The organism is Streptomyces saintjeani, assembly GCF_055409605.1.
Genome location: NZ_CP189624.1, coordinates 3,977,957 through 3,999,144, shown reverse-complemented (window position 1 = coordinate 3,999,144; position 21,188 = coordinate 3,977,957). Strand labels below are relative to the sequence as shown.

Genomic DNA, 21,188 nt, shown 5'->3' with positions numbered 1-21,188 from the left:
CCCGGCCCTTGGATTAGGTCGGCGCGGGTTGTTGCATGGGTGCCTTCCAGCACCCCTACGACCTCGGAGTTTTCCCGATGACTACCGCCACACTCGCGCCCCTCTCCCCCGTCCTCGCGTCGGACAGCCCGTTCGTTCGGCGCCTCCGTCGTATGAGCGGTCTGAAGGCGATCCAGGAGTCCGCGGCGCACGGCACCGGGTTCTTCCCGTTCAGTGACGGGCTCGGTGTCCGGGTCCAGATGGCTGAGCGCGGCCGGGTGATCCTGAGTGCCACCCCGACGGACGGCCACAGCAGCTGGCCCGGCTTCACGCACGGCGGATTCACCGCGACCCTGTGCGACACGGCGTGCGCGCTGGCCGCGCTGTCGACCGTACGGCGCGGCACCAAGGCCGTGACCGGCAACTTCAGCATGAACCTGCTCCAGCCGGTGCCGGCGGGCAGCTTCCGCATCACCTGCGTGGGCAGGGCGACCCAGACCCAGGGCCCGCGCATCCTCGCCCACGCCGACGTCACCACCCCCGACGGCACGCTCCTGGCCCACTCCACGGCCCTGTTCCTCACGAAGGACCTGATGGCCTGAGCCGTAGTACCTCAGGCGTAGTACCCCCCACCCCGCAGTACCCCCACCCGCAGCACCCCCGCCCCGCAGTACCCCCTGACACGTTCTCGTAGCCTCCCGCAGCCGCAGGCACGCCGCACCCGGCGTCCTGCGGCTTTCGCATGCCCATACCCACCTCCCCGCCACCCTCATCTCCGGCGAAAATAGCGCTCGTTACGCGAATCAACGACACGAGCCACGCCAACGGCACTGAGTGCACACCGATTTGGGCGCGGTCCTTCCGGTGGAATGTCACCGAGTGCCCGGACGCCACGACTGCCCATATGGCGGTAGGCAGTTGCGCCAACTCGGGGGGCACGGGTGCGGACGAAATTTCCAACGTTCGGCGGAAGGCCCCACCGCGCCCCGACCCGTCCCGCTCAGCCGTTCCTGCGCGCGGCCTTGTTGAGATGGCTCTTCAGCGTCGTCGTCAGCGGCACGGTGTCGAGCGCGGTGAAGAAGCGCGGTACGGCATGGCCGGGCAGCCGGTTCGTGCACCAGGACACCAACTCCCCTTCGGACGCGTCCGATACGACCTCCGCGGCCACCACGGACCCGACGAACGGCGCGGTCCGCGCGAACACCCGCGCCCAGTGCACGTCCGGGTGGGCGAGCAGCACGTCCCGCACCTGCCCGGCGGAGAGCCTCAACCCCCCTACGTTCAGCTGGTCCTGGCCGAGCCGCCCGCTCAACACCACACGTCCGCCCACGAATTCGGCCCGGTCACTGGTCGCGATCCACTCCGGCACCCCGTCCGCGCCGTGCACGGGACGGACGTACAACTGCCCGTCCCGCACGCGCAGTCCGGGCTTCGTACTGTCCGTGCGCTCCAGCCACTCGACGGGGAACCCGGCCTTCCCGTCGTGCACGACGACGCAGGTGCCCGCCTCGGTGGAGGCGTAGATCCAGGTGATCCGCGCGGCGGGGAACACGCCCCGCAGCCGGTCCAGGAGCGGCTGGTCCACCGGCTCGCCGCCCAGCGTGATCTGCCGGGGCCGCAGCTCCGCGAGCCCCGGATCGGCGGAGGCCAGCGCGAGCCGCCAGAACGAGGGCGTCGCCGACACCGCGTCCACGCCCTCCGCGAGCGCCACCGGCAGCCACTGGTCGGGGCGCGGCCCCGGCGCCGTCACGAGGTCCTGACCGGGGAACGCGAGGCTGAGCGCGACGAGTTGCCACCAGGCGTACGTACCGGGGGAGTAGGGGAGCAGCCAGCGGTGCGGCGCCGGGGGAGCGGCGAGCGTCGTCAGCGAGGACAGCGTGTGCGCGAGCAGCCGGGGCCGGCCCGCGCTCCCGCTGGTCGTCAGCCAGATCCGGCCGGGCCGCGCTGGCCGCCCCTCGGAGAACCGCCGCAACTCCTTGTACAGCGTCTCGTCGACCCGCTCGCGCGCGACGACCAGCAGCTCACCGGGGTTGCCGAGATGGGCGCGGGCGGCCGTCAGCGCGTCGAGCTGGCCGTCCGCGAGGACGACCGTGCGCCGCTCCAGCGGGGGCGGGTCCAGCCGCCACCAGGTCCCCCGGAACCCCTCGCAGACGATCCGGTTCTCCAGCGGGTCCCCCGACCTGCGGCCTCGGCGTTCCCCCGGAGTGATGCGTCTGTGCGGCATCCCACGACTCCTTTTGGCCACGCCGGTTCGGGGCACTGGGCGTGCGCCGGTTTCGGGGCGCTGGACGTCCCCCACCACACCTATCCCGTCAACCCCCTCCCCCGGGAGGCGTACGGCAGGCGCTCAAGTGGCAACCGGGCCCCGGCCGCCACCTGAGATGCCCCCGCCTCACTCTTCCGCCGGATTGCCGGGCCCGGCCCTGACGGGCGTTCCGGGCACGATGACGGCGCGGCGGCCGGCAGCCGCCGCGCCGGGAAACCGCTACGGCGCCACCGCGCGCCCGGTCGACGGCGAGATCGCCCCCGAACACAGGCCGCGCGACGCGAGGTTCTGCGCGATCCGGGGGATCGCGGCGCGCGTGTTGGACGGCCAGTCGTGCATCAGGATGATCTGGCCGTTGGTGAGCCGCCCGACGGCGGCCACGATCGCGTCGGTGCTCGCGTTGTTCCAGTCCTGCGAGTCGACGTCCCAAATGATCTGCCGCAGCCCGTACTTGGCCGCCACCGCCTGCACGGTCGCGTTGGTCTCGCCGTACGGCGGCCGGAACAGCCGGGGAGTGCCGCCGCCCGCGTTCGCGATGGCCTGCTGCGTGCGGGACAGCTCCGAGTCGACCTGGGCCTGCGGGAGTTGGGTGAGGTGGGGGTGGGTGTAGCTGTGGTTGGCGACCCACATCCCCGCCGACACCTGGGCCCGCACCTGCGCCGGGTAACTCGCCGCGTTCTGGCCGGTGTTGAACATCGTGGCCCGAAGGCGGTTCGAGGTGAGGGCGCCCAGCAGGGCCTGGGTGTTCCCGCCGGGGCCGTCGTCGAAGGTGAGGCCGACGTACCCGGAACAGGCGGCGGCTCGCGCGGGAGCGGCATCGACCGCGAACCCGGTCAGCGCGGCGACCGCCGTCACGGCTGCGAGGGATCGTACGGAGTACATGCTGTCAACTCCCTCAGTTCACCGTGATGTTGGAGCTGCCGCTGCTCTGGTATCCCTCCGTCGCCAGGATCATGTAGTAGTTGAACGAGCCCATCCGCATCCCGGCCCGCGCCCACGCGTCGAAGTGGTTGCCGGTCGTGATGGTCCCGCCGGTGCGCTTCTGCTGGCGCACGCTCCAGTACTGGTTGAAGGTCCTGGTGCCTTCCACTGACGGGGCGTTGTACCGCGTCGTCTGGTAGATGTCGTACGTGCCGCCGTCGCTGGTCACGGTGCCCTTGTAGGTGCCCGTCGGGCGGTACGTCCCCCAGTTGTCGACGATGTAGTACTCGACCAGCGGGTTCGACGTCCAGCCGTACAGCGCCAGGTAGGCGTTCCCGGACGGGTTGAAGCTGCCCGAGTAGTTCACGTTCCTGCGGCTGCCGTTGCTCCAGCCCTTGCCGGCCACGAAGTTGCCGGTGTTGCGCCACGAAGTGCTGTAGTTCCCGCCGTTGTTGAGGGTCATCGAGACGGTGCCCTGCGAGTCCGTCCAGAACGAGTAGTAGTACCCGGAGTTGGTGCCGGTCTGGTTGGTGGTGACGACCGTCGCGGCGTGCGCGGTGCCCGGCATGACGAGGGCGATCAGCGCGACCAGAGCTGTTGTGCAAACGGTTGCTGCGAAGATCCTGAAGCGGCTGAGAGGGCCGCTGAGTGCGGGTGCGGCGTGCATGGCGTGCTTCCTCCTGGTCCTGCAGAGGTAAGGGTGCCTGACGGGGGACAGTGTTGGTATGACCCCGACAACTGTCAACAGTTTCGGCAGCCGGTCCGAAACATTCGCGCACATCATTCCTGATCAGCGCGCGTAGCGCGTAGGCAATGCGGTCACTTGCCCCAGGTTGCGGACCGTGAATCCCGAATGTTTCGCCCGCCTTCCGGTCAGTTTTTACCCTCGGGGAATCCCCGCCCGCGCTCCAGGACCGCCTGGACGATCTCCGCGATGTCGTCCCGCCCGATCGGGGTGTCGTCGAAGAAGTTGTGCAACGTGAACCCCTCGACCAGCGCGTCCAGCGCGCGGGCCGTCAACGGGTCGAAGTGCCTGGCCAGCGCGGACCGGCTGGCCCGCATCCAGCTGTTCAGCACCGTCCGCAGCTCCGGGGCGCGCGCGGCGAACGCGTACAGCTCGAACGTCAGCAGCGGATCGCGGTCGCTCGTCCACAGCGTCCCGCTCATGATGTCGACGACCGCGTCCCGCGCCTCCTCCGGCGTCCGCGCCGCCTCCAACTGGGCCCGGTAGTGCGCCGACACGGTCTTGGCGAGCCGCGTGAACGCCTCGGTGAGCAACTGGTTCAGGTCGTCGAAGTAGTACGTCACCGACCCGAGCGGGACGCCCGCGGCGGCGGCGATCCGACGGTACGTGACGCGGATGGCACCCTCCTCGGCGACGACGTCGAGGGCGGCGGCGAGGATGAGGTCGCGGCGGGAGGTGGTCCCTGGTGAGGTCATTCTTGAAAACGCTTTCTGCCGCCGTGAACTGGAATGTACATTTGTCCAACCCGGTGGACGAGGAGGTCCGGCCGGACAGCCGACCCCGCACCCACGAAAGACGCATTCTGATGGATCAGGCCGTGCGCAGGCGCCGCCGGGCGCTGTTCGTCTTCTTCCTGCTCGCCGGGACCTCGATGTCGTCGTGGGTGACCCGCACCCCCGCGATCCGCGACCAGCTCGGCCTGTCCACCGGCGGGATGGGGCTCGTCCTCTTCGGTCTCTCGCTCGGCTCGATGCTGGGCATCCTCTGCTCCGGCCGCCTCGTCTCCCGCTTCGGCACCCGCCCGGTGATCCTCTGGGGTACGTCGGTACTGGTGGCCGGCCTCGCGACCGTCGCCGTCGGCGTCCTCGCCTCGTCCACGCCCCTCGTCACGGCCGGCCTGTTCCTCTTCGGCTCCGGCATCGGCGGCGGCGAGGTCGGCATGAACATCGACGCGACCGACGTCGAACGTCTCACCGGCGTCACGACGATGCCGACCCTGCACGGCTGCTTCAGCCTCGGTACGGTGCTCGGCGCGGGCATCGGCATCGGGGCAACTGCCCTGGACGTACCGGTGCAATGGCATCTCGCCGGGGCAACCGCCGTAGCCGTAGGGCTCCTTGCGTACGCGTTCCCGGCGATTCCCGCTGGTACCGGCCGAGTCGAGAAGGCGCCGGCCGCCGAAACCGACCGTCCCCGTACGGCCCTGTGGAAGGACCGCAGGCTCGTCCTGATCGGCACGATCGTCCTCGCCATGGCCCTCGCCGAGGGCTCCGCCAACGACTGGCTCCCCCTGATCATGGTCGACGGCCACGGCATGGACGAGGCCGCCGGGTCCCTGGTGTACGCCGGTTTCGCCGCCGCGATGACGCTGGGCCGGTTCAGCGGAACGTACTTCCTGGACCGCTTCGGCCGCGTGAACGTCGTCCGCGCGAGCGCCCTCTCCGGCGCCCTCGGCCTCCTCCTGGTCATCGTCGCGGACAACGCGGTGATCGCCGGAATAGCCGTACTCCTGTGGGGACTTGGCGCCTCCCTCGGCTTCCCCCTCGCCCTCTCCGCCGCCGGCGAATCCGGCCCCGACGAAACGGCCCGCGTCAGCCTGGTCGCGATCATCGGCTACCTCGCCTTCCTCGTCGGCCCCCCGACGCTCGGCTTCCTCGGCGAACACGTGGGCCTGCGGCCGGCGATGCTGGTGGTCCTGGCGTGCGTGGCGTGCGCGACGTTCGCCGCGCCGGCGGTGGATACGCGGCAGCGGGAGGCGCTGGCGGAGGGGGCGTGACCTGCGGCGCGGCAGACCTTCTCGACGCGCACGGGGTCCCGCGAGGAGCCGCAGCAGGCCGTCGGCGTCCGAGGCGAAGACGGGCGCCCGGGCTCCCCTCAGCGCGAAGACGCGCTGTCGCGGCCGGTACGGTTCCGCTCGGGCGGCGCGGCTCACACGGCAGTCCCCGGACGTGACCGCCGCCCGTCGTACCGGCCGTCGATGGCACCGCAGCCCGCGACTGGTCGCCCGTCACCGGCCCGCGCCCCTCCCCACGACGGCCGGCCAACTCACCGAGCCGGTCCCTGGCGCCGGCTCGTTCCCGACTCGGCACGGGTCCCGGCCGCGGGCCATGTTCCCCGTGCAGGGGGCAGCCACCGCATCGGCCGGCCGCAGGACACCGTGCCGGGCCCCGTCCGCGCCGATGAGCGCGCTCGCGGTCAGTGGCGGGCCGTCGTAGCCGGACGCGGCAGCCGTCAGCCGGGCCGCCGACATGACGTGCACCCGTCTCCGGGCCGCCCGCGACGGCCGCCTAGAGCTGGAGCAGCCGCTGAGTGATCTCCCGGTACTGCCTCAGCGCGTGCCGGAGTTCGTCGGACTGTGTTCCGGGGGCCTGGTCCTGCCACCCGGCGCGCAGGAGACGCCGCCGTTCCGCGAGGGCGTTCACGAGCTGGGCGGTGGCTTCGTCGTAGGCGCTCTCGGCCTCTTCCAGCGCCTCTCGCGGAGTGTCGGCGAAGGTGTTGAGGGCGTGCCGGAGGCGCAGGAGGATCCGGTCCCTTTCGGCCGACGGGAGCAGCGGCTCCGGGCCCGGGGTGCGGCGTTCGGCGGGGGCCCGGGTTTGGCCCGCGGGCTGCTGGGCGCGTGTCTGGTCGTACATCATCGGGTGCCGCTTCCGTTCCGCCCGAAGGCCGCCCCGGCCCTCTCGACGGCGTGTTTCAGGCTTCCGGAGACCCGGTCGCCCCTGCTCTTCGCCGTCCGCGCCTGGTTCCTGATGGTCCGTGCAACGGTCATGGCCGACCTCGCTGTTGTCCGGTGGCCAGTCAACGTCCGGCAGCGGTCCGTGTCAACGCGTGGCCACGCGATCCGGCCCGCCTCGCTTCGGAGCGTGCGGGAGTACGGTGGAGGAAGCGAGGGCTCTTCGTACGCCGATGTCCGAACCGGCCCCGTCCTCGCGATTCCCCTCACACGGGCAGCCCGAGACCCCGGCCGCGCATTCGCATCAGGCCGAGGAGCCAGGTATGGCACACAGTCCGACCACGTCCAGGACGGTCACACCGCCCCAGGGCTACGACGGGACGTCTCCCTTCCCGCCGGACGGCCCGGCGCCCGCGCGCGTCGGCGGTGAGCGGCTGTCCGTCGCGGTGACGGCGCTGATCGTCGTCCTGCCGTTCGTGGCGATCGGCCTCGCCGGCCGGCTGCTGTGGGGGAGTCTCATCCATCCCGCCGACATCGTCCTCGCGCTCGTCCTCTACACGGTCACGGGTCTCGGCGTCACGGTCGGCTTCCACCGCGGCCTCACCCACGGCGGCTACCGTGCCGTCCGTCCCGTACGGATCGCGCTCGCGGTGGCCGGTTCGATGAGCTTCCAGGGCGACGTCATCGGCTGGGTCGCCACCCACCGCCGCCATCACGCCTTCACCGACCGGCCCGGCGATCCGCACTCCCCGTACCGCTACGGCACGCACCTGCGCGGCCAGTTGCGCGGGCTGCTGCACGCACACGTCGGCTGGCTGTTCCGCAACGACCGCACACCCGCCGACCGGTACGCCCCCGACCTGCTGGCCGACCGCGACATCCGGGCCGTCTCCCGCGCCTTCCCGGCGTTGTGCGTTCTCACGCTCGCCCTGCCGTTCGCGGTGGGCTGGGCCATCGGCGGTACCTGGCTGTACGGCGTAACCGCCCTGCTGTGGGCGGGACTTGTGCGCATCGCGCTGCTCCACCACGTCACCTGGAGCGTGAACTCCCTCTGCCACATGATCGGTGAGCGCCCGTTCCGCACCCGGCGCCACGACCGGGCCACCAACCTGTGGCCCCTCGCCCTGCTCTCGTTCGGCGAGAGCTGGCACAACCTCCACCACGCCGACCCCACCAGCGCCCGCCACGGCGTCGACCGAGGCCAGCTCGACCCCTCCGCCGCCGTCATCCGCCTCCTCGAACGCCTCGGCTGGGTGCACGACGTGCGCTGGCCCACCCCGGACCGCGTGGCCGCCCGCCGCGCCTGACGCCGGCTGCTCGCCGGGTTGCCGCGCACGTGGGGCCACATCACCGGCGTCACCGTCAACGGGGCGCGCTGCCCGGCCGGATGCCCGTCTTCGACCAGGTCGTACGCCTGCGCAGGACCGTGGCGGCATCCGCCCCGCACACGGTCGTCCTGCTCGCCCCCGGCCGGGGCCGCTGGTCGTCCCTCCGGACACGACCGAGGAGACAGCGGAACCGCTCATGGCGGCCACGGCGGATGGTCACGCCTGATCCGGCCCACCACCCACGGCCCCGCGAAGGGCGGTGACGACGACGGTCACACCCCCACCACCGGCCGACCGGTGTTCGCGCTCGCGGCGGCCATCAGCCGGGCGGCGGAGGAGGCACTGGTCTCCGGGGGTATCACCAGGAGGGCCCAGCGGCCCGTCGTGTGGGACAGCAGCAGAATATGGTGCGGATCCTGCCCCGACGGGAACCAACTGGCCTTCACCGTATGGCCGTTGACGAGAATCCTGCGAGAACGGATCGACCAGTGGCGTGGGTTGACGGCGACATGGGTGAGCCGTCCCCCCAGCGGATCCAGTACGTCCGCCAGAGCGGAGAGTTCGTGCGGCAGGTCACGTGAACGGGGCCACCAGGCGCCGTCCAGTTCGGCGCGTCCTGGTGAAGGGCTCACGGGTTTCAGCGCGAGGCGCGCGGTCGGTGCCCTGAAGGGAACGGCCCGTAGCGGGGGATGGGAGATGGTCGCGGACATCGCGCGAACCCGTCTCCGGACCTCTGCGCGAGGGCAGTTGCCCGGTGTCGATCACTCACCGGGAACGAAACCGGCATCGGAGCCGGTGTGCGAAGTGCTCCCGATGAGTTCACGCTACTCCTCGAAGCGGCCGAACGGACCGCTCCTGGACGTCGGTTCACTTCCGGCGCCGGTCGTCCTGCGGGGAGCGGCTGGTCTCCAGCCAGGACCGTGCCGGTCCGGCCGGGCGGGTGGTGTCCACGGTGAGCTGGAGGCGGGTCCCTTCCGGGCCGTCCGCGGGATAGCTGCGCTGCTCGTCGGCGGCGAAGCACTGGCGGAGAACCTCCGCGACACGACGGGCGACCTCGGGCGAGGCCGCGACGATACGGACCTCGGCGTGCCCGTCCGGGGGTGTTTCCGTGGGCTGCATGGCGACCTCATTGCTCGGACACGAATCAGCGGACCGATCTTTCATGCTACTCCGGCACACCCTGCCGCCCTTGGACATGACCGGCGAGCTTCCGGGCCGACAGACGGACCCCGAACAGCCGAAGGGCCTCCAGCTCGAACGAACAGGAGGCCCGTTTACCGCACTGGCCAGTTGGTCAACCTGCTCTGGGCCGACGCCCACCCCGAACTCGTCGACAACCCGGGCGCCGAGACGGCGGGTCTGTCCGTGCCCGCGCTCCACCGCCAGATCACCGGCCACCTCAGGTGGCAGGGCTTCGCGATGGCCGTCGCGTATGCGGGCGGCGAGGCGGTGGGATTCGGCTACGGGTTCCCGTGCGACGCGACGTACTGGTTCGGCGAGCAACTCGTCGACCAGGTCCCCGAAGGTGCCCGCACCGAGCGCCTGATGGGTCTGTGCGAACTCGCGGTCCGCCCGCCCTGGCAAGGCCACGGCATCGGCACCCGCCTCCACACGGCGCTGCTCCAGGCGATCACCCCGCAGTGGTCCTCCTTGCTCGTGCAGCCGGAGAACTCCCAAGGGCGCAACCTGTACGAACGCCTCGGCTACCGCTACGCCGGCCCCTACCGGAACACTCCGACGGGGCCGGTGTACGACTTGCTGCTCCTGCGCGTCCTGAGCCTTTCGGCCGTCACGGAGAGAGTCCCGGAGCATCCCTGAAACGAGAGATCCGGGGCCTCGTCCTGATCGGCCATGTGCCCCCGGGCAGATTCGAACTGCCGACACCCGCTTCAGGAGAGCGGCTGCTCGACCGATGGTGCGCTGGACGGGACGTGTTCGCCGTAGGGCATCCTCGCCCAGCAAGGACTCCTGTGGGCCGTCCAAGGGCGTAGCGTCGAACTACCAGGACGGCAGCGCCTGTTCCCCGGCCGCAACCGACGCCTGCGAGCCCTCGTCGTCGGTGACCATGGACGAAGTGCCGCCGAACGCCCGGGAGTTGTCATCCGCGCCGACATCGTACGGAGCCCGGCCAGGATCACCGTACGCCGCGAAGTCCCGTCAGACGGCGGTGAGTTCGTCCCGTACCGTGCGATGCTCCGGGGTGTCCGCGCCGGCCGGCGACAAGCAGGTCGCCGACACCCGGACACCGCGTCGCGGAGGAACTCGGCACGCAGGTCGGCCAGTTCGGCCGTACCCGTCCGCGCGCGGTACGCCGTGCGGACAGGAAGAGGCGATGCTCCCCTTCCAGCAGGCGGCGTTCCTGCTTCCGGCGCACGAAGTCCGGCAGCGGGACAGGTATCAGCCCCGAACCCGGCGGGCACCGGTCGACAGGCCACCTCGCCCGGCGCGCCGTGACTCAGTAGCCCCAGCCCCAGCGGACCTGGGCGACGCCGGAGGAGTTGGTGTTCGACAGTCCGCTGCCGTTGTGGGCCTGGAGCGAGTAGGTGTCACCGGTCCGCAGCGCGGGCCAGTAGACGCTGCCCATCCCGGTCGAGCGGGCCGTGTCGGTGACCGCGGCGAGGTACGACTGGAACTGGCCGTTGTCGTGGTTCGACAGGTAGTCGGTGCCCGTGGTCATCGGGGCCCCGAACTCGTCGACGATCGTCCGGTCGGTGTAGCCGCCGATGCGGTTCTTGAAGTCCGTCACCCAGGACGATTCCTTGGTGTACGTGTTCCAGTAGCCGTAGTAGTGGAGCGACAGCAGGGTGCCGCTGAGGGCGGACGAGGCCCCGACGCCGGTCACGTTGTCGTTGTAGCCGGTGCCGCTGATGACGACCCGGCCCCTCGGGACGCCGGGGAACTGGGCGAGCCAGGAGGAGCAGACCGAGACCCACTGGCTCAGCGAGTAGCCGTACGGCTCGTTCAGCGGCTCGAAGTACACGTTGCCGTTGTTGCCGTAGGCGCTCACCACGGTGGCCCACATGGCCTGCCAGGCGGCCATGTCGGTGACCGTGCCGACGCTGGTCTTCTCGGTCCAGGCGCTGATGACCACCTTCATGCCGTCGGCGAGCGCCGCGTCGATCGCGCCCCGGTAGGCGCTCCACCAGGACTCGTTGACGCTGGGCGGATTGATCGGCAGACGTACGGTGTTGGCGCCGAGGTTGGACTGGAACGCCTTCACATAGTTGTCGGCGACCGAATAGACCTGCGAGTAGCTGTCCGACGCGGTCAGACCGTCCGGGATCACCCACCCGGTGTTGTAGTTGTCGCGGGCGTCGGCCCAGTTGACCCCCTTGAACTGGTTGGTGGCGGCTGCGGCCGGCTGTGCGGGGGCGAGGACCAGCTGGGAAGCGCAGATCAAGGCGGCCACCGAGAGGAGGTGGGCCAGCGTCTTCCGGGTGAACGTGCGAGTGGACATGGCTGCTCCGTGCGTGCGAGGGCCCACCTTGGTGGAAAGTGTGAAGGAATGTTGTTGCTGGCTGTTTGACTCTGTCGGAACATTGCGACCTTCCTCGTCGCGCCGTCAACCCTCCGAAGGGGAACCGGTTGGCAAAGTCGTCGCCCGCCGACGGGGAGCACGAAGGCGCTGGACGAGACCGTCGCGCCGGGCGGAAACGCGCTGCAACCGCGTCACCGGACCCTTCGCCCCCGATCCCGGCAACCCGCGCCCGCCCGCATCGGCTACCCTGTCCTTGGCTGGTGGTCGGTTCGCCATGTCGCCTGTGCGAGCACCGAAGCAGGGGACATGCCACCGCGACTGGCCGCTGGGTCTGTGCCCTTGCCGAGAATCCGCGATCCGGGTTTTCCGACAGGGTTTTCACAAACCCCGCCTTCGTAGCTCAGGGGATAGAGCACCGCTCTCCTAAAGCGGGTGTCGGCAGTTCGAATCTGCCCGGGGGCACGTAACCGATCAGGGCGAGGGCCCCGGATCTCCCACTTAAGGGACGGTCCGGGGCCCTCTTCTGTGGCAACGTGACCGGGCCGCGTCGATGCCCACTCCCTGAAAGGCGGAATTCCGGCCGGACCGGATCGCCCCCGACCGCCTTTTCCCCGATGCTGGAAAACGAATCCAGCGAAGGGGAATTCCATGGCGCGCACCGGACGGCGTACGCGGATCGTGCTCGCGATGACGATTCTCGCCGCTTTTCTCACGGGCGCGGCGGGAGCGGCGGGGGAGAGCGAACGGGTGCCGGTCTGCCTGGTTCCGTCCGGGAATCCGGACGCGGAACGCACGGTGAGTGTCCCGGCGGAAAGCCTCCCCGCGCTGCTGCGGACGACCGCTTCGTACGCCGGTCCCTGCGCCGCGTACGGCAGGGCCGTGCCCCTCGGGGGCGGGGTCCTCAGGGCATACGTCCAGCAGGTCGGCGCACGTCCGGTGGCCGTCGGGGTCGCGTTCCCGGCGTCGGCACTGCGCGGACTCCCGACGGCCGTCAGCGACGGGAAGCACTGTTTCGACAAGGACGGAAACGGCGGCACCGACCTGCACACGGAATGCTCGGTGGGCCATGAGAAGGTGCTGGAGCTGCCCGCCGGGGCGGGCCCGTTCGCGTGGGAGCTGGTGAACTGGAACCCCGAAGGCCATATTCCCCAGGGGGTTTACGACATCCCCCACTTCGATTTCCACTTCTATATCCAGCCGTTGGCCGAACGGAACGCGATCAGACCCGGACCGTGCCCGGCGCTGACGGACTGCGCGGATTACGCAAGGGCGAAGAAACCCGTACCGAGCCGCTACCTCGCCCCGGATTTCGTGGACGTCGACGCGGTGGAACCGGCGATGGGCAACCACCTCCTCGACGCGAGGGCGCCGGAGCTGAACGGCGGCCCGTTCACACGCACGTGGATCTACGGGACGTACGACGGGGAGATCACCTTCTACGAGGCGATGATCGCGAAGTCGTGGCTGGAGGGCCTGCGAGACGCTCGCGCTGCAAGGGACGCCCGCGCCGACGACACCTGCACGCCGTTCCGGCAGCCGGAGGCGTGGCGCGAGAGCGGCTGGTACCCGACCAAGTACTGCGCGGAGTACCGGGAGAACCGCAAGGAGTACGCGGTCTCACTGGCCGACTTCGTTTACCGCAAAGGGAGTTGACGCCCCCCTGGCGACGCCTCCTGACGGCACCCCCTCACAACTCCCGCTCCACCGCCTCCGCGAACCGCACCAACAACCGCGAAAACTCCCGCACATCCCCCTCCGGCCACCCCGCCACCAACCCGTCGAACACCCCCTGCTGAAACTCCCGCGACCGCGCCAGCAGCTCCACCCCACCCGGCGTCAACTCCAGCACCCGCCGCCGACTGTCCCGCACGGACGCCCCCTGCGTGACATACCCGCTCTTCACCGCATCGGACACCATCCGGCTGGCGGTGGACGGATCCAGCTTCAGCCGCTCGGCGACGGACCCGACCGTCACCTCGGGATCGTCGGACGCGGCGGCGGCATCCCCGACCGCCTGGACGACGAGGATATGGATGAGCCGGTCCGGCTCGACGGACCCCGGCCTGCGCCCCAGGACGCGGACGACGCGGAAGAGGGCCGGGCCGGACTCGGAGCTGCTCATGCAGGGGACCGTAACAGATATGTTCGCCACACATATATCCCTGTACGGGTCGGCACCCTCGCTCTAGCATGTGTGTGTCACACATATATAGGAGCCCCCGTGCCCGAACCGAAGCCAGACCCGACGCCCACCCCCCTGCTCCCCCTCACCGGCGTCCTCCTGGCCCAACTCCTCGCCATGCTGGACACGAACGTCACCGCCACCGCGATGCCCGTGATCATCGACGAGTTCGGCGCGCTGGACTCGTTCTTCTGGGTCGCCACCGCCTACACCCTCGCCGCGACGGTCACCACACCCCTGTACGGCAAGTTCGGCGACCTCCTCGGCCGCAAACCGGTCCTCGTGTTCGCGATGGCCGCCTTCCTCACCGGCTCGGTGCTCAGCGGCATCGCCCAGTCGATGCCCCAACTCGCCCTGTTCCGAGCGGTCCAGGGCATCGGCGCGGGCGGCTTCATCGTCTCCGCGATGGCCCTGTACACCGAACTGCTCACCCCCGAGCAGCGCACCCGCTTCCAGGGCTGGTTCTCCACCGCCCTGACCGGCTTCGCCGCGCTCGGCCCGCTCGTCGGCGGATACGTCACCGACGGCTGGGGCTGGCGCTGGATCTTCTACCTCAACCTCCCGATCGGCGCGGTGTCGCTGCTGCTCATCCTGACGACGCTGAAGCCGGCCCGCAGAGTCACCCGCCCCACGGTCGACTACGCCGGCGCGGTCCTCGTCGGCGGCGTCGCCACCGGCCTCGTCCTCATCTCCGCCTGGGCGGGTACGGAGCACCGCTGGGCCTCGCCGCCGATCCTCGCTCGCAGAGCCTGTGTCACATCCCCGGCCGGGCGCCCGCCGCCTGGCACGCACGCTCGCGGCGTTGCCGAACCGCCCACGTGACTCCGCCACGCGGGCGCTCCGGCGCCTTGCGATCGCACGCACCAGACGACGTGCGCTGATCCGACCGGGGATGTGACACAGGCTCTGATCGGCGGGACGATCCTCCTCGCCGCCGCCCTCGGTGTGGTCGAACGCCGGGTCCGCGAACCCGTCGTCCCGCTCCACCTGCTGCGCCGGCCGATCCTCGCCATCTCCAACGCCCAGGCGTTCGCGTCCGGGGCCGCGATGTTCGGGGCGCTGATGTTCCTGCCGGTCTTCCTCCAGGTCGGCACCGGCGGCTCCGCCACCGACTCGGGGCTCCTGCTGCTGCCGCTGACCGTCGGCATCGTCCTCGCCGCGCTCTCCGCGAGCCCGCTGATGGTGAGGTGCGGGCACGAGAAGTGGTTCGGCGCGGCCGGGGTCGCGGTCACCGGACTCGGTCTGGGCCTGCTGATCACCCTCACACCCGACACCGGCCGGGCCCTCTCCGCCGTCTACACGGTCCTCATCGGCGTCGGGCTCGGACTGATGACCCAGGTGTACGCGCTCGCCGTCATGAACGACTCCCCGATGACGGACCTCGGCGCGGCGGTCTCCCTCCAGACCCTCGCCCGCCAGCTCGGCGGCTCCCTCGGACTCGCCGCGTTCAACGCCGTCTTCCACGCGAAACTCGTCTCCGAACTCTCCGGGCTCGACGCCGAGCAGAGGAAAGCCGCTCAACAGCCGGAAAGCGTCCACCAGTTGACCGGAGCCCTCCGGGAAACGGTGCTGCGCGCGTACGACGCCGCCGTGGACCGCGTCTTCCTCGTCGCCGCCTGCGTCCTCGCCGTCGCGCTCGCTCTCGCGCTGCTCCTGAAACTCCCGAACCGGCCTGCCGGGCCCGCGCGAGAGCCCGCGAGAACCACCCTCACCGCACCCGAATGAACCGCGACACCACCCCGACCTCGTCCGTGATCCGCCCAGCGGCGTCGAGCAGTTCGGGCAGGATCACGGTCAGACACTCGTCGACCGACCGCCGCGCCACATGAGTTGCCACGCTCACCGCCCCCAGGACCCGCCCGTCCCGCCCCCGCACCGGCACGGCGACGGACCGCAACCCGTCCTCCAACTCCTCGTCGACGAGGGCGAATCCACGCGCCCGCACCTCGTCGAGCACCCCCCGCAACACCCCCGCGTCCGTGACCGTCCGCGAGGTGAACGCCCGCAGCGCCCCCGGCTCCCGCAGCGCCCCCGGCTCCCGCAACGACCCCAACTCCCGCTCACCAGAAGGCAGATCGGCGAGCAACACCCGCCCCAACGACGTCACCCAGGCGGGCAACCGAGCCCCCACCCCCAACTCCACGCTCATCACATGCCGAGCGGCGACCCGGGCGGTGTACTGCACCTCACCCCCCTCGACCAACACCCCCAGCGACACAGGCTCGTGTACCCGCGAGGCCAGCTCCTCCAGATGCGGCTGGGCGATCCGCGCGAGGGTCGTCCGGGACAAGGGCGGGAACCCCAGGCCCAGTACGCGCGGAGTGAGCGCGAAGTGCCGGGGATCTGAACCGAGTCGCACCAACCCCAGATGCCGAAAGGTGATCAACGCCCGCCGGGCGGACGCCCGCGACAACCCGGTAGCCCGCGCCACCTCCGACAACGTCAACGCGTCCCGCCCCTCCCCGAACGCGGTCAGCACACTCAGCCCCCGCGCGAGCGACTCCACGAACCCCCGCCCCAACTCCTGCTTCGACGCCCCGGTCCACCCCGCGAGCCCGGCGGGCGCGGGCCCGGCGACCGCCTCGGACGCGGTACGGAGCACCTCCTCCATCCCGGCCACGGCCTCCCGCAGCCGGGGCAGCAACGCGTCCCGCAACCCCTCGGCCGTATGCCGGCTGGTGTGGCTCACGACGCTGGCGACACAGGCGATACGCCCGTCAACTCCCCGCACGGGTACGGAGACCGCCACGAGCCCGGGTTCGATGAGCTGGTCGTCCAGGGCGAACCCGTCCCGCCCGGCGCCGTCAGCCCGGCGTACGAAGTCGTCACCGCCGAACCCTGAGCCGCCGGACTCCGAGCCGCCGAACCCCCCGCCCATCAAGCCGAGTTCACGATCCGGCACCGCCACGAACCCGGCGTCCGTCGGATCGGCCTCCCGGCGGGCCCGCCAGACAGCCCACCCCTCCTCGTCCCACTCACTCGCGAACAACGGCCCGGGCGCGGTCCGTTCGGCCGGCAGCAGATCCCCGATCCGGAAAGAAAGGGACAGCGTCCGCCGCCGCGTCGCCTGATGGATGAACCGGATCCCGTCCCGGTCCCCGACCGCCAGCGACACCGACTCGTCGAGTTCGTCGGCGAGTTGATCCGCCCACGCCCCCAGCAACGACGGCAGCCGCAGCGCGGACAGATACGCGTTCCCCAGCTCCGCGACGCGCGGCGCGAGCGACGCGTCCCGCCCGTCCAGCCGTACGTACCCCACCCGCGCCAGCGTCCCCACCACCCGGTCGACCGTGGCCCGCGCAAGCCCCGTCTCCCGCTCCAGCGCGCTGAGGCTGAGCGTCCCCCCGGCCCCGGTGAGCCGCTCCAGCACGCCCACCCCCCGCATCAACGGGGTCACGGCCTCGGTCGGAACGGCATCGGACGACGTCATGGGCGCTGCACTCCCGGGTGAGATCTCGGGAAGACACCGTACGGGACATACCGGGAGCGGGTCAGGCGGAAGACTTCCCCCGGACGACCGTCACCAGGTAGTTCCCGTCCGTGTCGATCCCCCCGACGGCGATGCTGATCCCGTGCCTGCGGTCCACGAACCGCTGCCCCGGCCGGAACGTCGCGTCGGACAGCTCGGCGTGGACGTTGGGGCTGCGCGTGCACCCGCCGCTGTCCCGCCGCGAGTCGTGCACGCTCACCGGCCCGAGCCCCGTGTCGACCCCGGCGTCGACCTTGTAGATCAGCACCCCCGGCCGGCACACCGCCTCGTCGTTGCCGCCCTTGGTGCGCAGCTCGACCGCGTACCCGCTGCGCCCGCCGACCGGCACGAACAGCAGCTTGCGCCCGCCGGGGGAGGAGAGCGGCGTCAGCATGTACTCCGAAGTCCCCTTCAGGGACGCGCAGTTGACCTGGTCCGGCGTCAGCCACCCCAGCTTCCACTTGTGCCAGCCGAGGAAGTCGTTGTTGGCGCCCCAGTCCTCGCTCATGATGTCCCAGTGCCCGACGGCGCCCCCGCCCTCCTGCGTGTAGAGGTCGGGCAGCCCGAAGACGTGCCCGTTCTCGTGCGGCAGCACGCGGTAGCCGGTCTCGCCGTACGTCCCGGACCCGTCGTCCTGCCGCGAGTACACGAAGGACGCGTTGGCGACGGGCACCCCGTCGGCCATCGGCGCCTCGGTGTTCCCGGCGAAGGTCACCGACAGGACCGTGTCCAGCGCGGAGGGCCCGGCGTTCGGGGTGATCAGCACGTTCAGCAGGTCGTAGTCCCGGAAGTCGACGCGGGGATCGGCGGCGGCGACGATGTCCTCGACCAGCTCCCGGTACCCGGGGTCGAAGGGGGCGCCGCGTTCGAGCCCGTAGGCATCGAACGGCTTCGGCATCCGCAGCCAGTGGGGCACGGGGGCCTCGGCGCGGTAGTCGAGACGGCCGTACGAGGAGGTCCGGAACCACTCGGAGGTCTGCGGGAAGAACTCCCCGAACCGGTCCATCGCGTTGCCGGGACCCTTGGCGTCCGGGAAGTCGACCATCAGCGTCAGCGCCCGCACCGTACCCGTGGACCTGGAGTACCCCCCGGGCGTCGGCATACCCTCGGACATCTGCACCGCCGTCGCGCCCCGGATCATGCACGGCCCGAGCGCGGAGGCCCGCGCGAGGGTCATCGGGTTCGCGCCGGCCGCGACCGCCCCCGGCTCCCGCAGCCGCTCGGCCGGTCCGGCCGAGGTGCCGACCGCCAGTGTCAGCGCGGTCACCGACACCAGCGCGGCCCTGCGGTGCGGGCGTATCCGTCGGCGCGGCGAGTGCGGCTGCATGCGGGGGCCCTTCGGTCCAGGCAGCCACCGGTCACCGGCTGCACCCTCCCGTTCACCCTCTGCCGGGGCGCGAGGGGGCGCGCGCTGGAGGCGTCCGATCGGGGACCCACCCCTCGTACGGAAATATGCCTGCGACAGAGGCGTGTGACACAGGTCACATTCAGGTGGGGAAATAACCGGGGACGTCATCCCCGTTTAACCCAGCGTCCGAGTGAAACGGGGATGCTCTCCCCGGATCGTCCCTCCCAAGACCGGATCGAAACCGAAGGAGCCCGCCGTGGAGTCCCCCACGCTTCCCGCGCAGCGCAAGACGACCCGGCCGCGTGCCGACGCCCTGCGCAACCGGGAGCGGATCGTCACCGCCGCCCGCGAGATGCTCACCGAGTTCGGCCCGGAAGTGCCGCTCGACGAGATCGCCCGCCGGGCCGGTGTCGGGAACGCCACGGTGTACCGGCACTTCCCGGACCGCCAGGCCCTCGTCCGCGAGGTCGTCTGCTCGGTCCTGGACCGTACGGCACGGGCCGGGCAGGAGGCGCTCGCCGAGGGCGGCGACCCGTTCGCCGCGCTGGAGCGCTTCGTGCACGTCACCGCCGATGAACGCGTCAGCGCCCTGTGCCCGATGCTGTCGGAGAGCTTCGACGAGGACCACCCCGACCTCGCCGCCGCGAGCGGCCGGGTCGAGGACATCGTCACGGAGCTCATGGACCGGGCGAAGGCGGCCGGTCAGCTCCGTGGGGACATCGGCCCCGGCGACGTGATGATCGTCATGGCCCAGCTGAGCCGGCCCCCGGCGGGCACGGAATGCGTGTTCTCCGACCGGTTCGTCCACCGCCACCTGCAACTCTTCCTCGACGGCCTGCGCGCGTCCGCAGCCTCCACGCTGCCGGGGAGTCCGATGACCGTCGAGGAGCTCCGCCGGCCCTGACCCGGCGCCTACCTGGCATTGACCGATTAGTTCCGCATCCTTCACCAGTCCGATCGCTCAGTAGCGGTCACTTTTCATCGCCGCCGGTCCGCGATCGACGACGCCGTTTTTCTCAACGAAGTCCCGGAGTGGGTTCACCCATGTCTCAAGCAGTCCCCCAGGCGCCCGACGCCAATCGCTGGAAGGCCCTGGCGTTCATCGCCATAGCCCAGCTGATGGTCGTCCTCGACGCCACCATCGTGAACATCGCGATGCCCGCCGCGCAGTCGGACCTGGGCATCTCCGAGGGCAACAAGCAGTGGATCGTCACCGCCTACGCCCTCGCCTTCGGCGGTCTCCTCCTCTTCGGCGGCCGGATCGCCGACCTGTGGGGCCGCAAGCGCACCTTCGTCGTCGGCCTCGGCGGCTTCGCGTTCGCCTCCGCGCTCGGCGGCGCCGCCACCAACCAGGCCATGATGTTCGGCGCCCGCGGCCTCCAGGGACTCTTCGGCGCCCTGCTCGCCCCCGCCGCGCTCTCCCTGCTCGCCGTGACGTTCACGGACGCGAAGGAGCGCGCCAAGGCGTTCGGCATCTACGGAGCCATCGCCGGTGGTGGCGGCGCGGTCGGCCTGATCCTCGGCGGCTTCCTCACCGAGTACCTGAACTGGCGCTGGACGTTCTTCGTCAACATCCCGTTCGCGATCATCGCGGCGGCCGGTGCCTACTTCGTCATCCGTGAGCCCGAGGGCGGTCGCAACCGCAACCCCCTCGACATCCCGGGCGTGCTGCTCTCCACGCTGGGCCTGGTCGCCCTGGTCTACGGCTTCACCCGCGCCGAGACGGCCGGCTGGTCCGACAGCCTGACGATCGCCATGTTCGTCGGCTCCGTCGTCCTGCTCGCCTCGTTCGTCGCCGTCGAGCTGAAGGTCAAGGCCCCGCTGCTGCCCCTGCGCGTCGTCACCGAGCGCAACCGCGGCGGTATCTACCTCTCGCTGGGCCTCGCCATCATCGGCATGTTCGGCCTGTTCCTCTTCCTGACCTACTACCTCCAGATCGTCAAGGGGTACTCCCCGGTCAAGACCGGTTTCGCGTTCCTGCCGATGGTCGTGGGCATGATCACGGGTTCCACCCAGATCGGTACGCGCCTGATGACCCGCGTCGCCCCGCGCCTGCTCATGGGCCCCGGCTTCCTGGTCGCCGCGCTCGGCATGTTCCTGCTGACCCAGATGAAGGTCGACTCGTCGTACGCCGCGCTGCTGCTCCCCGCGATGGTGCTGCTCGGCCTCGGCATGGGTACGGCGTTCATGCCGGCCATGTCGATGGCGACCCAGGGCGTGGAGCCCCGGGACGCCGGTGTCGCCTCCGCGATGGTCAACACGTCGCAGCAGGTGGGCGGCGCCATCGGCACCGCCCTCCTGAACACGATCGCCGCGTCCGCGACGACTTCGTACGTCAAGGACCACATCGCCGGTGCCGCCGCCAAGCCGCAGCAGCAGCTGGTTCAGCTGGAGGGCATGGTCCACGGCTACACCAGTGCGATCTGGTTCGCCGTGGGGATCCTGGTCGCCGCCTCGGCGATCGCCTTCACCCTGATCAACGCCGGCCGTCCGAATCTCGGCCGCGGTGCGGAGGAAGGTGCCGATGACGAGGTCAAGATCCCGGTGGTAGCCCACTGAGCCACCGCTCTGACCAGCGCCGG

21 protein-coding genes and 1 tRNA gene are annotated in these 21,188 nt (G+C 70.7%); 10 read left to right on the top strand and 12 right to left on the bottom strand.

Going from position 1 to position 21,188, the window contains the following annotated elements; genetic code table 11:
- Positions 1-77: 77 nt before the first annotated feature.
- Positions 78-581 carry a PaaI family thioesterase gene (locus ACQCO7_RS18040; protein ID WP_010350078.1) on the top strand — a complete coding sequence of 168 codons (504 nt, stop codon included), beginning with the start codon at positions 78-80 and terminating at the stop codon, positions 579-581.
- A 398-nt stretch (positions 582-979) separates the two neighbouring features.
- Here the strand turns inward: ACQCO7_RS18040 and ACQCO7_RS18035 are convergent, their stop codons facing one another.
- From ACQCO7_RS18035 to ACQCO7_RS18020, 4 genes are all read right to left on the bottom strand, one after another.
- Entirely contained in the window at positions 980-2,203 is a 1,224-nt protein-coding gene (locus ACQCO7_RS18035) for an AMP-binding protein (protein ID WP_464072813.1), read from the bottom strand.
- A 261-nt stretch (positions 2,204-2,464) separates the two neighbouring features.
- On the bottom strand, positions 2,465-3,127 hold the full coding sequence (locus tag ACQCO7_RS18030; protein ID WP_464072812.1) for a polysaccharide deacetylase family protein: 663 nt from the start codon (positions 3,125-3,127) through the stop codon (positions 2,465-2,467).
- 13 nt (positions 3,128-3,140) lie between these two features.
- The gene (locus tag ACQCO7_RS18025; protein ID WP_464072811.1) at positions 3,141-3,833 is read right to left on the bottom strand and encodes a glycoside hydrolase family 11 protein; all 693 of its coding nucleotides are present in this window, start codon (positions 3,831-3,833) and stop codon (positions 3,141-3,143) included.
- A gap of 206 nt (positions 3,834-4,039) precedes the next feature.
- Positions 4,040-4,606 (bottom strand): TetR/AcrR family transcriptional regulator, encoded by a 567-nt coding sequence (locus ACQCO7_RS18020; RefSeq protein WP_464072810.1) that lies wholly within the window; start codon positions 4,604-4,606, stop codon positions 4,040-4,042.
- Between the two features lie 110 nt (positions 4,607-4,716).
- Here ACQCO7_RS18020 and ACQCO7_RS18015 point away from each other — a divergent pair, with 110 nt between their 5' ends.
- Positions 4,717-5,907 carry an MFS transporter gene (locus ACQCO7_RS18015; protein WP_464072809.1) on the top strand — a complete coding sequence of 397 codons (1,191 nt, stop codon included), beginning with the start codon at positions 4,717-4,719 and terminating at the stop codon, positions 5,905-5,907.
- A gap of 511 nt (positions 5,908-6,418) precedes the next feature.
- Here ACQCO7_RS18015 and ACQCO7_RS18010 read toward each other — a convergent pair.
- Positions 6,419-6,766: a hypothetical protein gene (locus ACQCO7_RS18010; protein WP_464072808.1), complete on the bottom strand. Its 348-nt coding sequence runs from the start codon at positions 6,764-6,766 to the stop codon at positions 6,419-6,421.
- A 358-nt stretch (positions 6,767-7,124) separates the two neighbouring features.
- Between ACQCO7_RS18010 and ACQCO7_RS18005 the strand changes: the two genes are divergently transcribed.
- Positions 7,125-8,108, top strand: a complete 984-nt coding sequence (locus ACQCO7_RS18005; RefSeq protein ID WP_464072807.1) for an acyl-CoA desaturase — start codon at positions 7,125-7,127, stop codon at positions 8,106-8,108.
- 55 nt (positions 8,109-8,163) lie between these two features.
- Here ACQCO7_RS18005 and ACQCO7_RS18000 read toward each other — a convergent pair whose 3' ends face one another.
- The 3 genes from ACQCO7_RS18000 to ACQCO7_RS17990 all read right to left on the bottom strand — a co-directional run bounded on the left by ACQCO7_RS18000 (position 8,164) and on the right by ACQCO7_RS17990 (position 9,248).
- Positions 8,164-8,349, bottom strand: a complete 186-nt coding sequence (locus tag ACQCO7_RS18000) for a hypothetical protein (protein WP_464072806.1) — start codon at positions 8,347-8,349, stop codon at positions 8,164-8,166.
- A 52-nt stretch (positions 8,350-8,401) separates the two neighbouring features.
- Positions 8,402-8,839 (bottom strand): DUF5994 family protein, encoded by a 438-nt coding sequence (locus ACQCO7_RS17995; RefSeq protein ID WP_464072805.1) that lies wholly within the window; start codon positions 8,837-8,839, stop codon positions 8,402-8,404.
- Between the two features lie 157 nt (positions 8,840-8,996).
- Entirely contained in the window at positions 8,997-9,248 is a 252-nt protein-coding gene (locus tag ACQCO7_RS17990) for a hypothetical protein (protein WP_464072804.1), read from the bottom strand.
- Between the two features lie 171 nt (positions 9,249-9,419).
- On the opposite strand from ACQCO7_RS17990, the gene ACQCO7_RS17985 reads away from it, so the two are divergent.
- The gene (locus ACQCO7_RS17985) at positions 9,420-9,947 is read left to right on the top strand and encodes a GNAT family N-acetyltransferase (protein WP_464072803.1); all 528 of its coding nucleotides are present in this window, start codon (positions 9,420-9,422) and stop codon (positions 9,945-9,947) included.
- 637 nt (positions 9,948-10,584) lie between these two features.
- Here ACQCO7_RS17985 and ACQCO7_RS17980 read toward each other — a convergent pair.
- Entirely contained in the window at positions 10,585-11,586 is a 1,002-nt protein-coding gene (locus ACQCO7_RS17980) for a glycoside hydrolase family 5 protein (protein ID WP_464072802.1), read from the bottom strand.
- A 410-nt stretch (positions 11,587-11,996) separates the two neighbouring features.
- Here ACQCO7_RS17980 and ACQCO7_RS17975 point away from each other — a divergent pair.
- Positions 11,997-12,069: transfer RNA gene (locus ACQCO7_RS17975), tRNA-Arg, on the top strand.
- A 186-nt stretch (positions 12,070-12,255) separates the two neighbouring features.
- Entirely contained in the window at positions 12,256-13,260 is a 1,005-nt protein-coding gene (locus tag ACQCO7_RS17970) for a hypothetical protein (protein ID WP_464072801.1), read from the top strand.
- Between the two features lie 34 nt (positions 13,261-13,294).
- Here ACQCO7_RS17970 and ACQCO7_RS17965 read toward each other — a convergent pair whose 3' ends face one another.
- Entirely contained in the window at positions 13,295-13,729 is a 435-nt protein-coding gene (locus tag ACQCO7_RS17965; RefSeq protein WP_464072800.1) for a MarR family winged helix-turn-helix transcriptional regulator, read from the bottom strand.
- Between the two features lie 99 nt (positions 13,730-13,828).
- Here ACQCO7_RS17965 and ACQCO7_RS17960 point away from each other — a divergent pair, with 99 nt between their 5' ends.
- Together ACQCO7_RS17960 and ACQCO7_RS17955 are read left to right on the top strand one after the other, a co-directional pair.
- On the top strand, positions 13,829-14,611 hold the full coding sequence (locus ACQCO7_RS17960; protein WP_464072799.1) for an MFS transporter: 783 nt from the start codon (positions 13,829-13,831) through the stop codon (positions 14,609-14,611).
- A 72-nt stretch (positions 14,612-14,683) separates the two neighbouring features.
- Positions 14,684-15,514, top strand: a complete 831-nt coding sequence (locus ACQCO7_RS17955) for an MFS transporter (RefSeq protein WP_464072798.1) — start codon at positions 14,684-14,686, stop codon at positions 15,512-15,514.
- Here ACQCO7_RS17955 and ACQCO7_RS17950 read toward each other — a convergent pair.
- Both ACQCO7_RS17950 and ACQCO7_RS17945 read right to left on the bottom strand, forming a co-directional pair.
- Positions 15,498-17,219: an IclR family transcriptional regulator domain-containing protein gene (locus ACQCO7_RS17950; RefSeq protein WP_464072797.1), complete on the bottom strand. Its 1,722-nt coding sequence runs from the start codon at positions 17,217-17,219 to the stop codon at positions 15,498-15,500. The two genes, ACQCO7_RS17955 and ACQCO7_RS17950, sit on opposite strands and share 17 nt — an antisense overlap.
- Positions 17,220-17,280: 61 nt before the next feature.
- Positions 17,281-18,585: a M6 family metalloprotease domain-containing protein gene (locus ACQCO7_RS17945; RefSeq protein ID WP_464072796.1), complete on the bottom strand. Its 1,305-nt coding sequence runs from the start codon at positions 18,583-18,585 to the stop codon at positions 17,281-17,283.
- Positions 18,586-18,862: 277 nt separating this feature from the next.
- Here ACQCO7_RS17945 and ACQCO7_RS17940 point away from each other — a divergent pair, with 277 nt between their 5' ends.
- Positions 18,863-19,510, top strand: coding sequence for a TetR/AcrR family transcriptional regulator (locus ACQCO7_RS17940; protein ID WP_464072795.1), 648 nt, complete (start codon positions 18,863-18,865; stop codon positions 19,508-19,510).
- A gap of 140 nt (positions 19,511-19,650) precedes the next feature.
- Complete coding sequence (locus ACQCO7_RS17935; protein ID WP_464072794.1) at positions 19,651-21,165, top strand: MFS transporter; 1,515 nt, start codon at positions 19,651-19,653, stop codon at positions 21,163-21,165.
- The last annotated feature ends 23 nt before the right edge of the window (positions 21,166-21,188 follow it).

Coding starts and splice junctions, on each gene's coding strand:
- ACQCO7_RS18040 (WP_010350078.1), top strand. CDS start 78: ATGACTACCGCCACACTCGCGCCCCTCTCCCCCGTCCTCGCGTCGGAC.
- ACQCO7_RS18035 (WP_464072813.1), bottom strand. CDS start 2,203: ATGCCGCACAGACGCATCACTCCGGGGGAACGCCGAGGCCGCAGGTCG.
- ACQCO7_RS18030 (WP_464072812.1), bottom strand. CDS start 3,127: ATGTACTCCGTACGATCCCTCGCAGCCGTGACGGCGGTCGCCGCGCTG.
- ACQCO7_RS18025 (WP_464072811.1), bottom strand. CDS start 3,833: ATGCACGCCGCACCCGCACTCAGCGGCCCTCTCAGCCGCTTCAGGATC.
- ACQCO7_RS18020 (WP_464072810.1), bottom strand. CDS start 4,606: ATGACCTCACCAGGGACCACCTCCCGCCGCGACCTCATCCTCGCCGCC.
- ACQCO7_RS18015 (WP_464072809.1), top strand. CDS start 4,717: ATGGATCAGGCCGTGCGCAGGCGCCGCCGGGCGCTGTTCGTCTTCTTC.
- ACQCO7_RS18010 (WP_464072808.1), bottom strand. CDS start 6,766: ATGATGTACGACCAGACACGCGCCCAGCAGCCCGCGGGCCAAACCCGG.
- ACQCO7_RS18005 (WP_464072807.1), top strand. CDS start 7,125: ATGGCACACAGTCCGACCACGTCCAGGACGGTCACACCGCCCCAGGGC.
- ACQCO7_RS17995 (WP_464072805.1), bottom strand. CDS start 8,839: ATGTCCGCGACCATCTCCCATCCCCCGCTACGGGCCGTTCCCTTCAGG.
- ACQCO7_RS17990 (WP_464072804.1), bottom strand. CDS start 9,248: ATGCAGCCCACGGAAACACCCCCGGACGGGCACGCCGAGGTCCGTATC.
- ACQCO7_RS17980 (WP_464072802.1), bottom strand. CDS start 11,586: ATGTCCACTCGCACGTTCACCCGGAAGACGCTGGCCCACCTCCTCTCG.
- ACQCO7_RS17970 (WP_464072801.1), top strand. CDS start 12,256: ATGGCGCGCACCGGACGGCGTACGCGGATCGTGCTCGCGATGACGATT.
- ACQCO7_RS17965 (WP_464072800.1), bottom strand. CDS start 13,729: ATGAGCAGCTCCGAGTCCGGCCCGGCCCTCTTCCGCGTCGTCCGCGTC.
- ACQCO7_RS17950 (WP_464072797.1), bottom strand. CDS start 17,219: ATGACGTCGTCCGATGCCGTTCCGACCGAGGCCGTGACCCCGTTGATG.
- ACQCO7_RS17945 (WP_464072796.1), bottom strand. CDS start 18,585: ATGCAGCCGCACTCGCCGCGCCGACGGATACGCCCGCACCGCAGGGCC.
- ACQCO7_RS17935 (WP_464072794.1), top strand. CDS start 19,651: ATGTCTCAAGCAGTCCCCCAGGCGCCCGACGCCAATCGCTGGAAGGCC.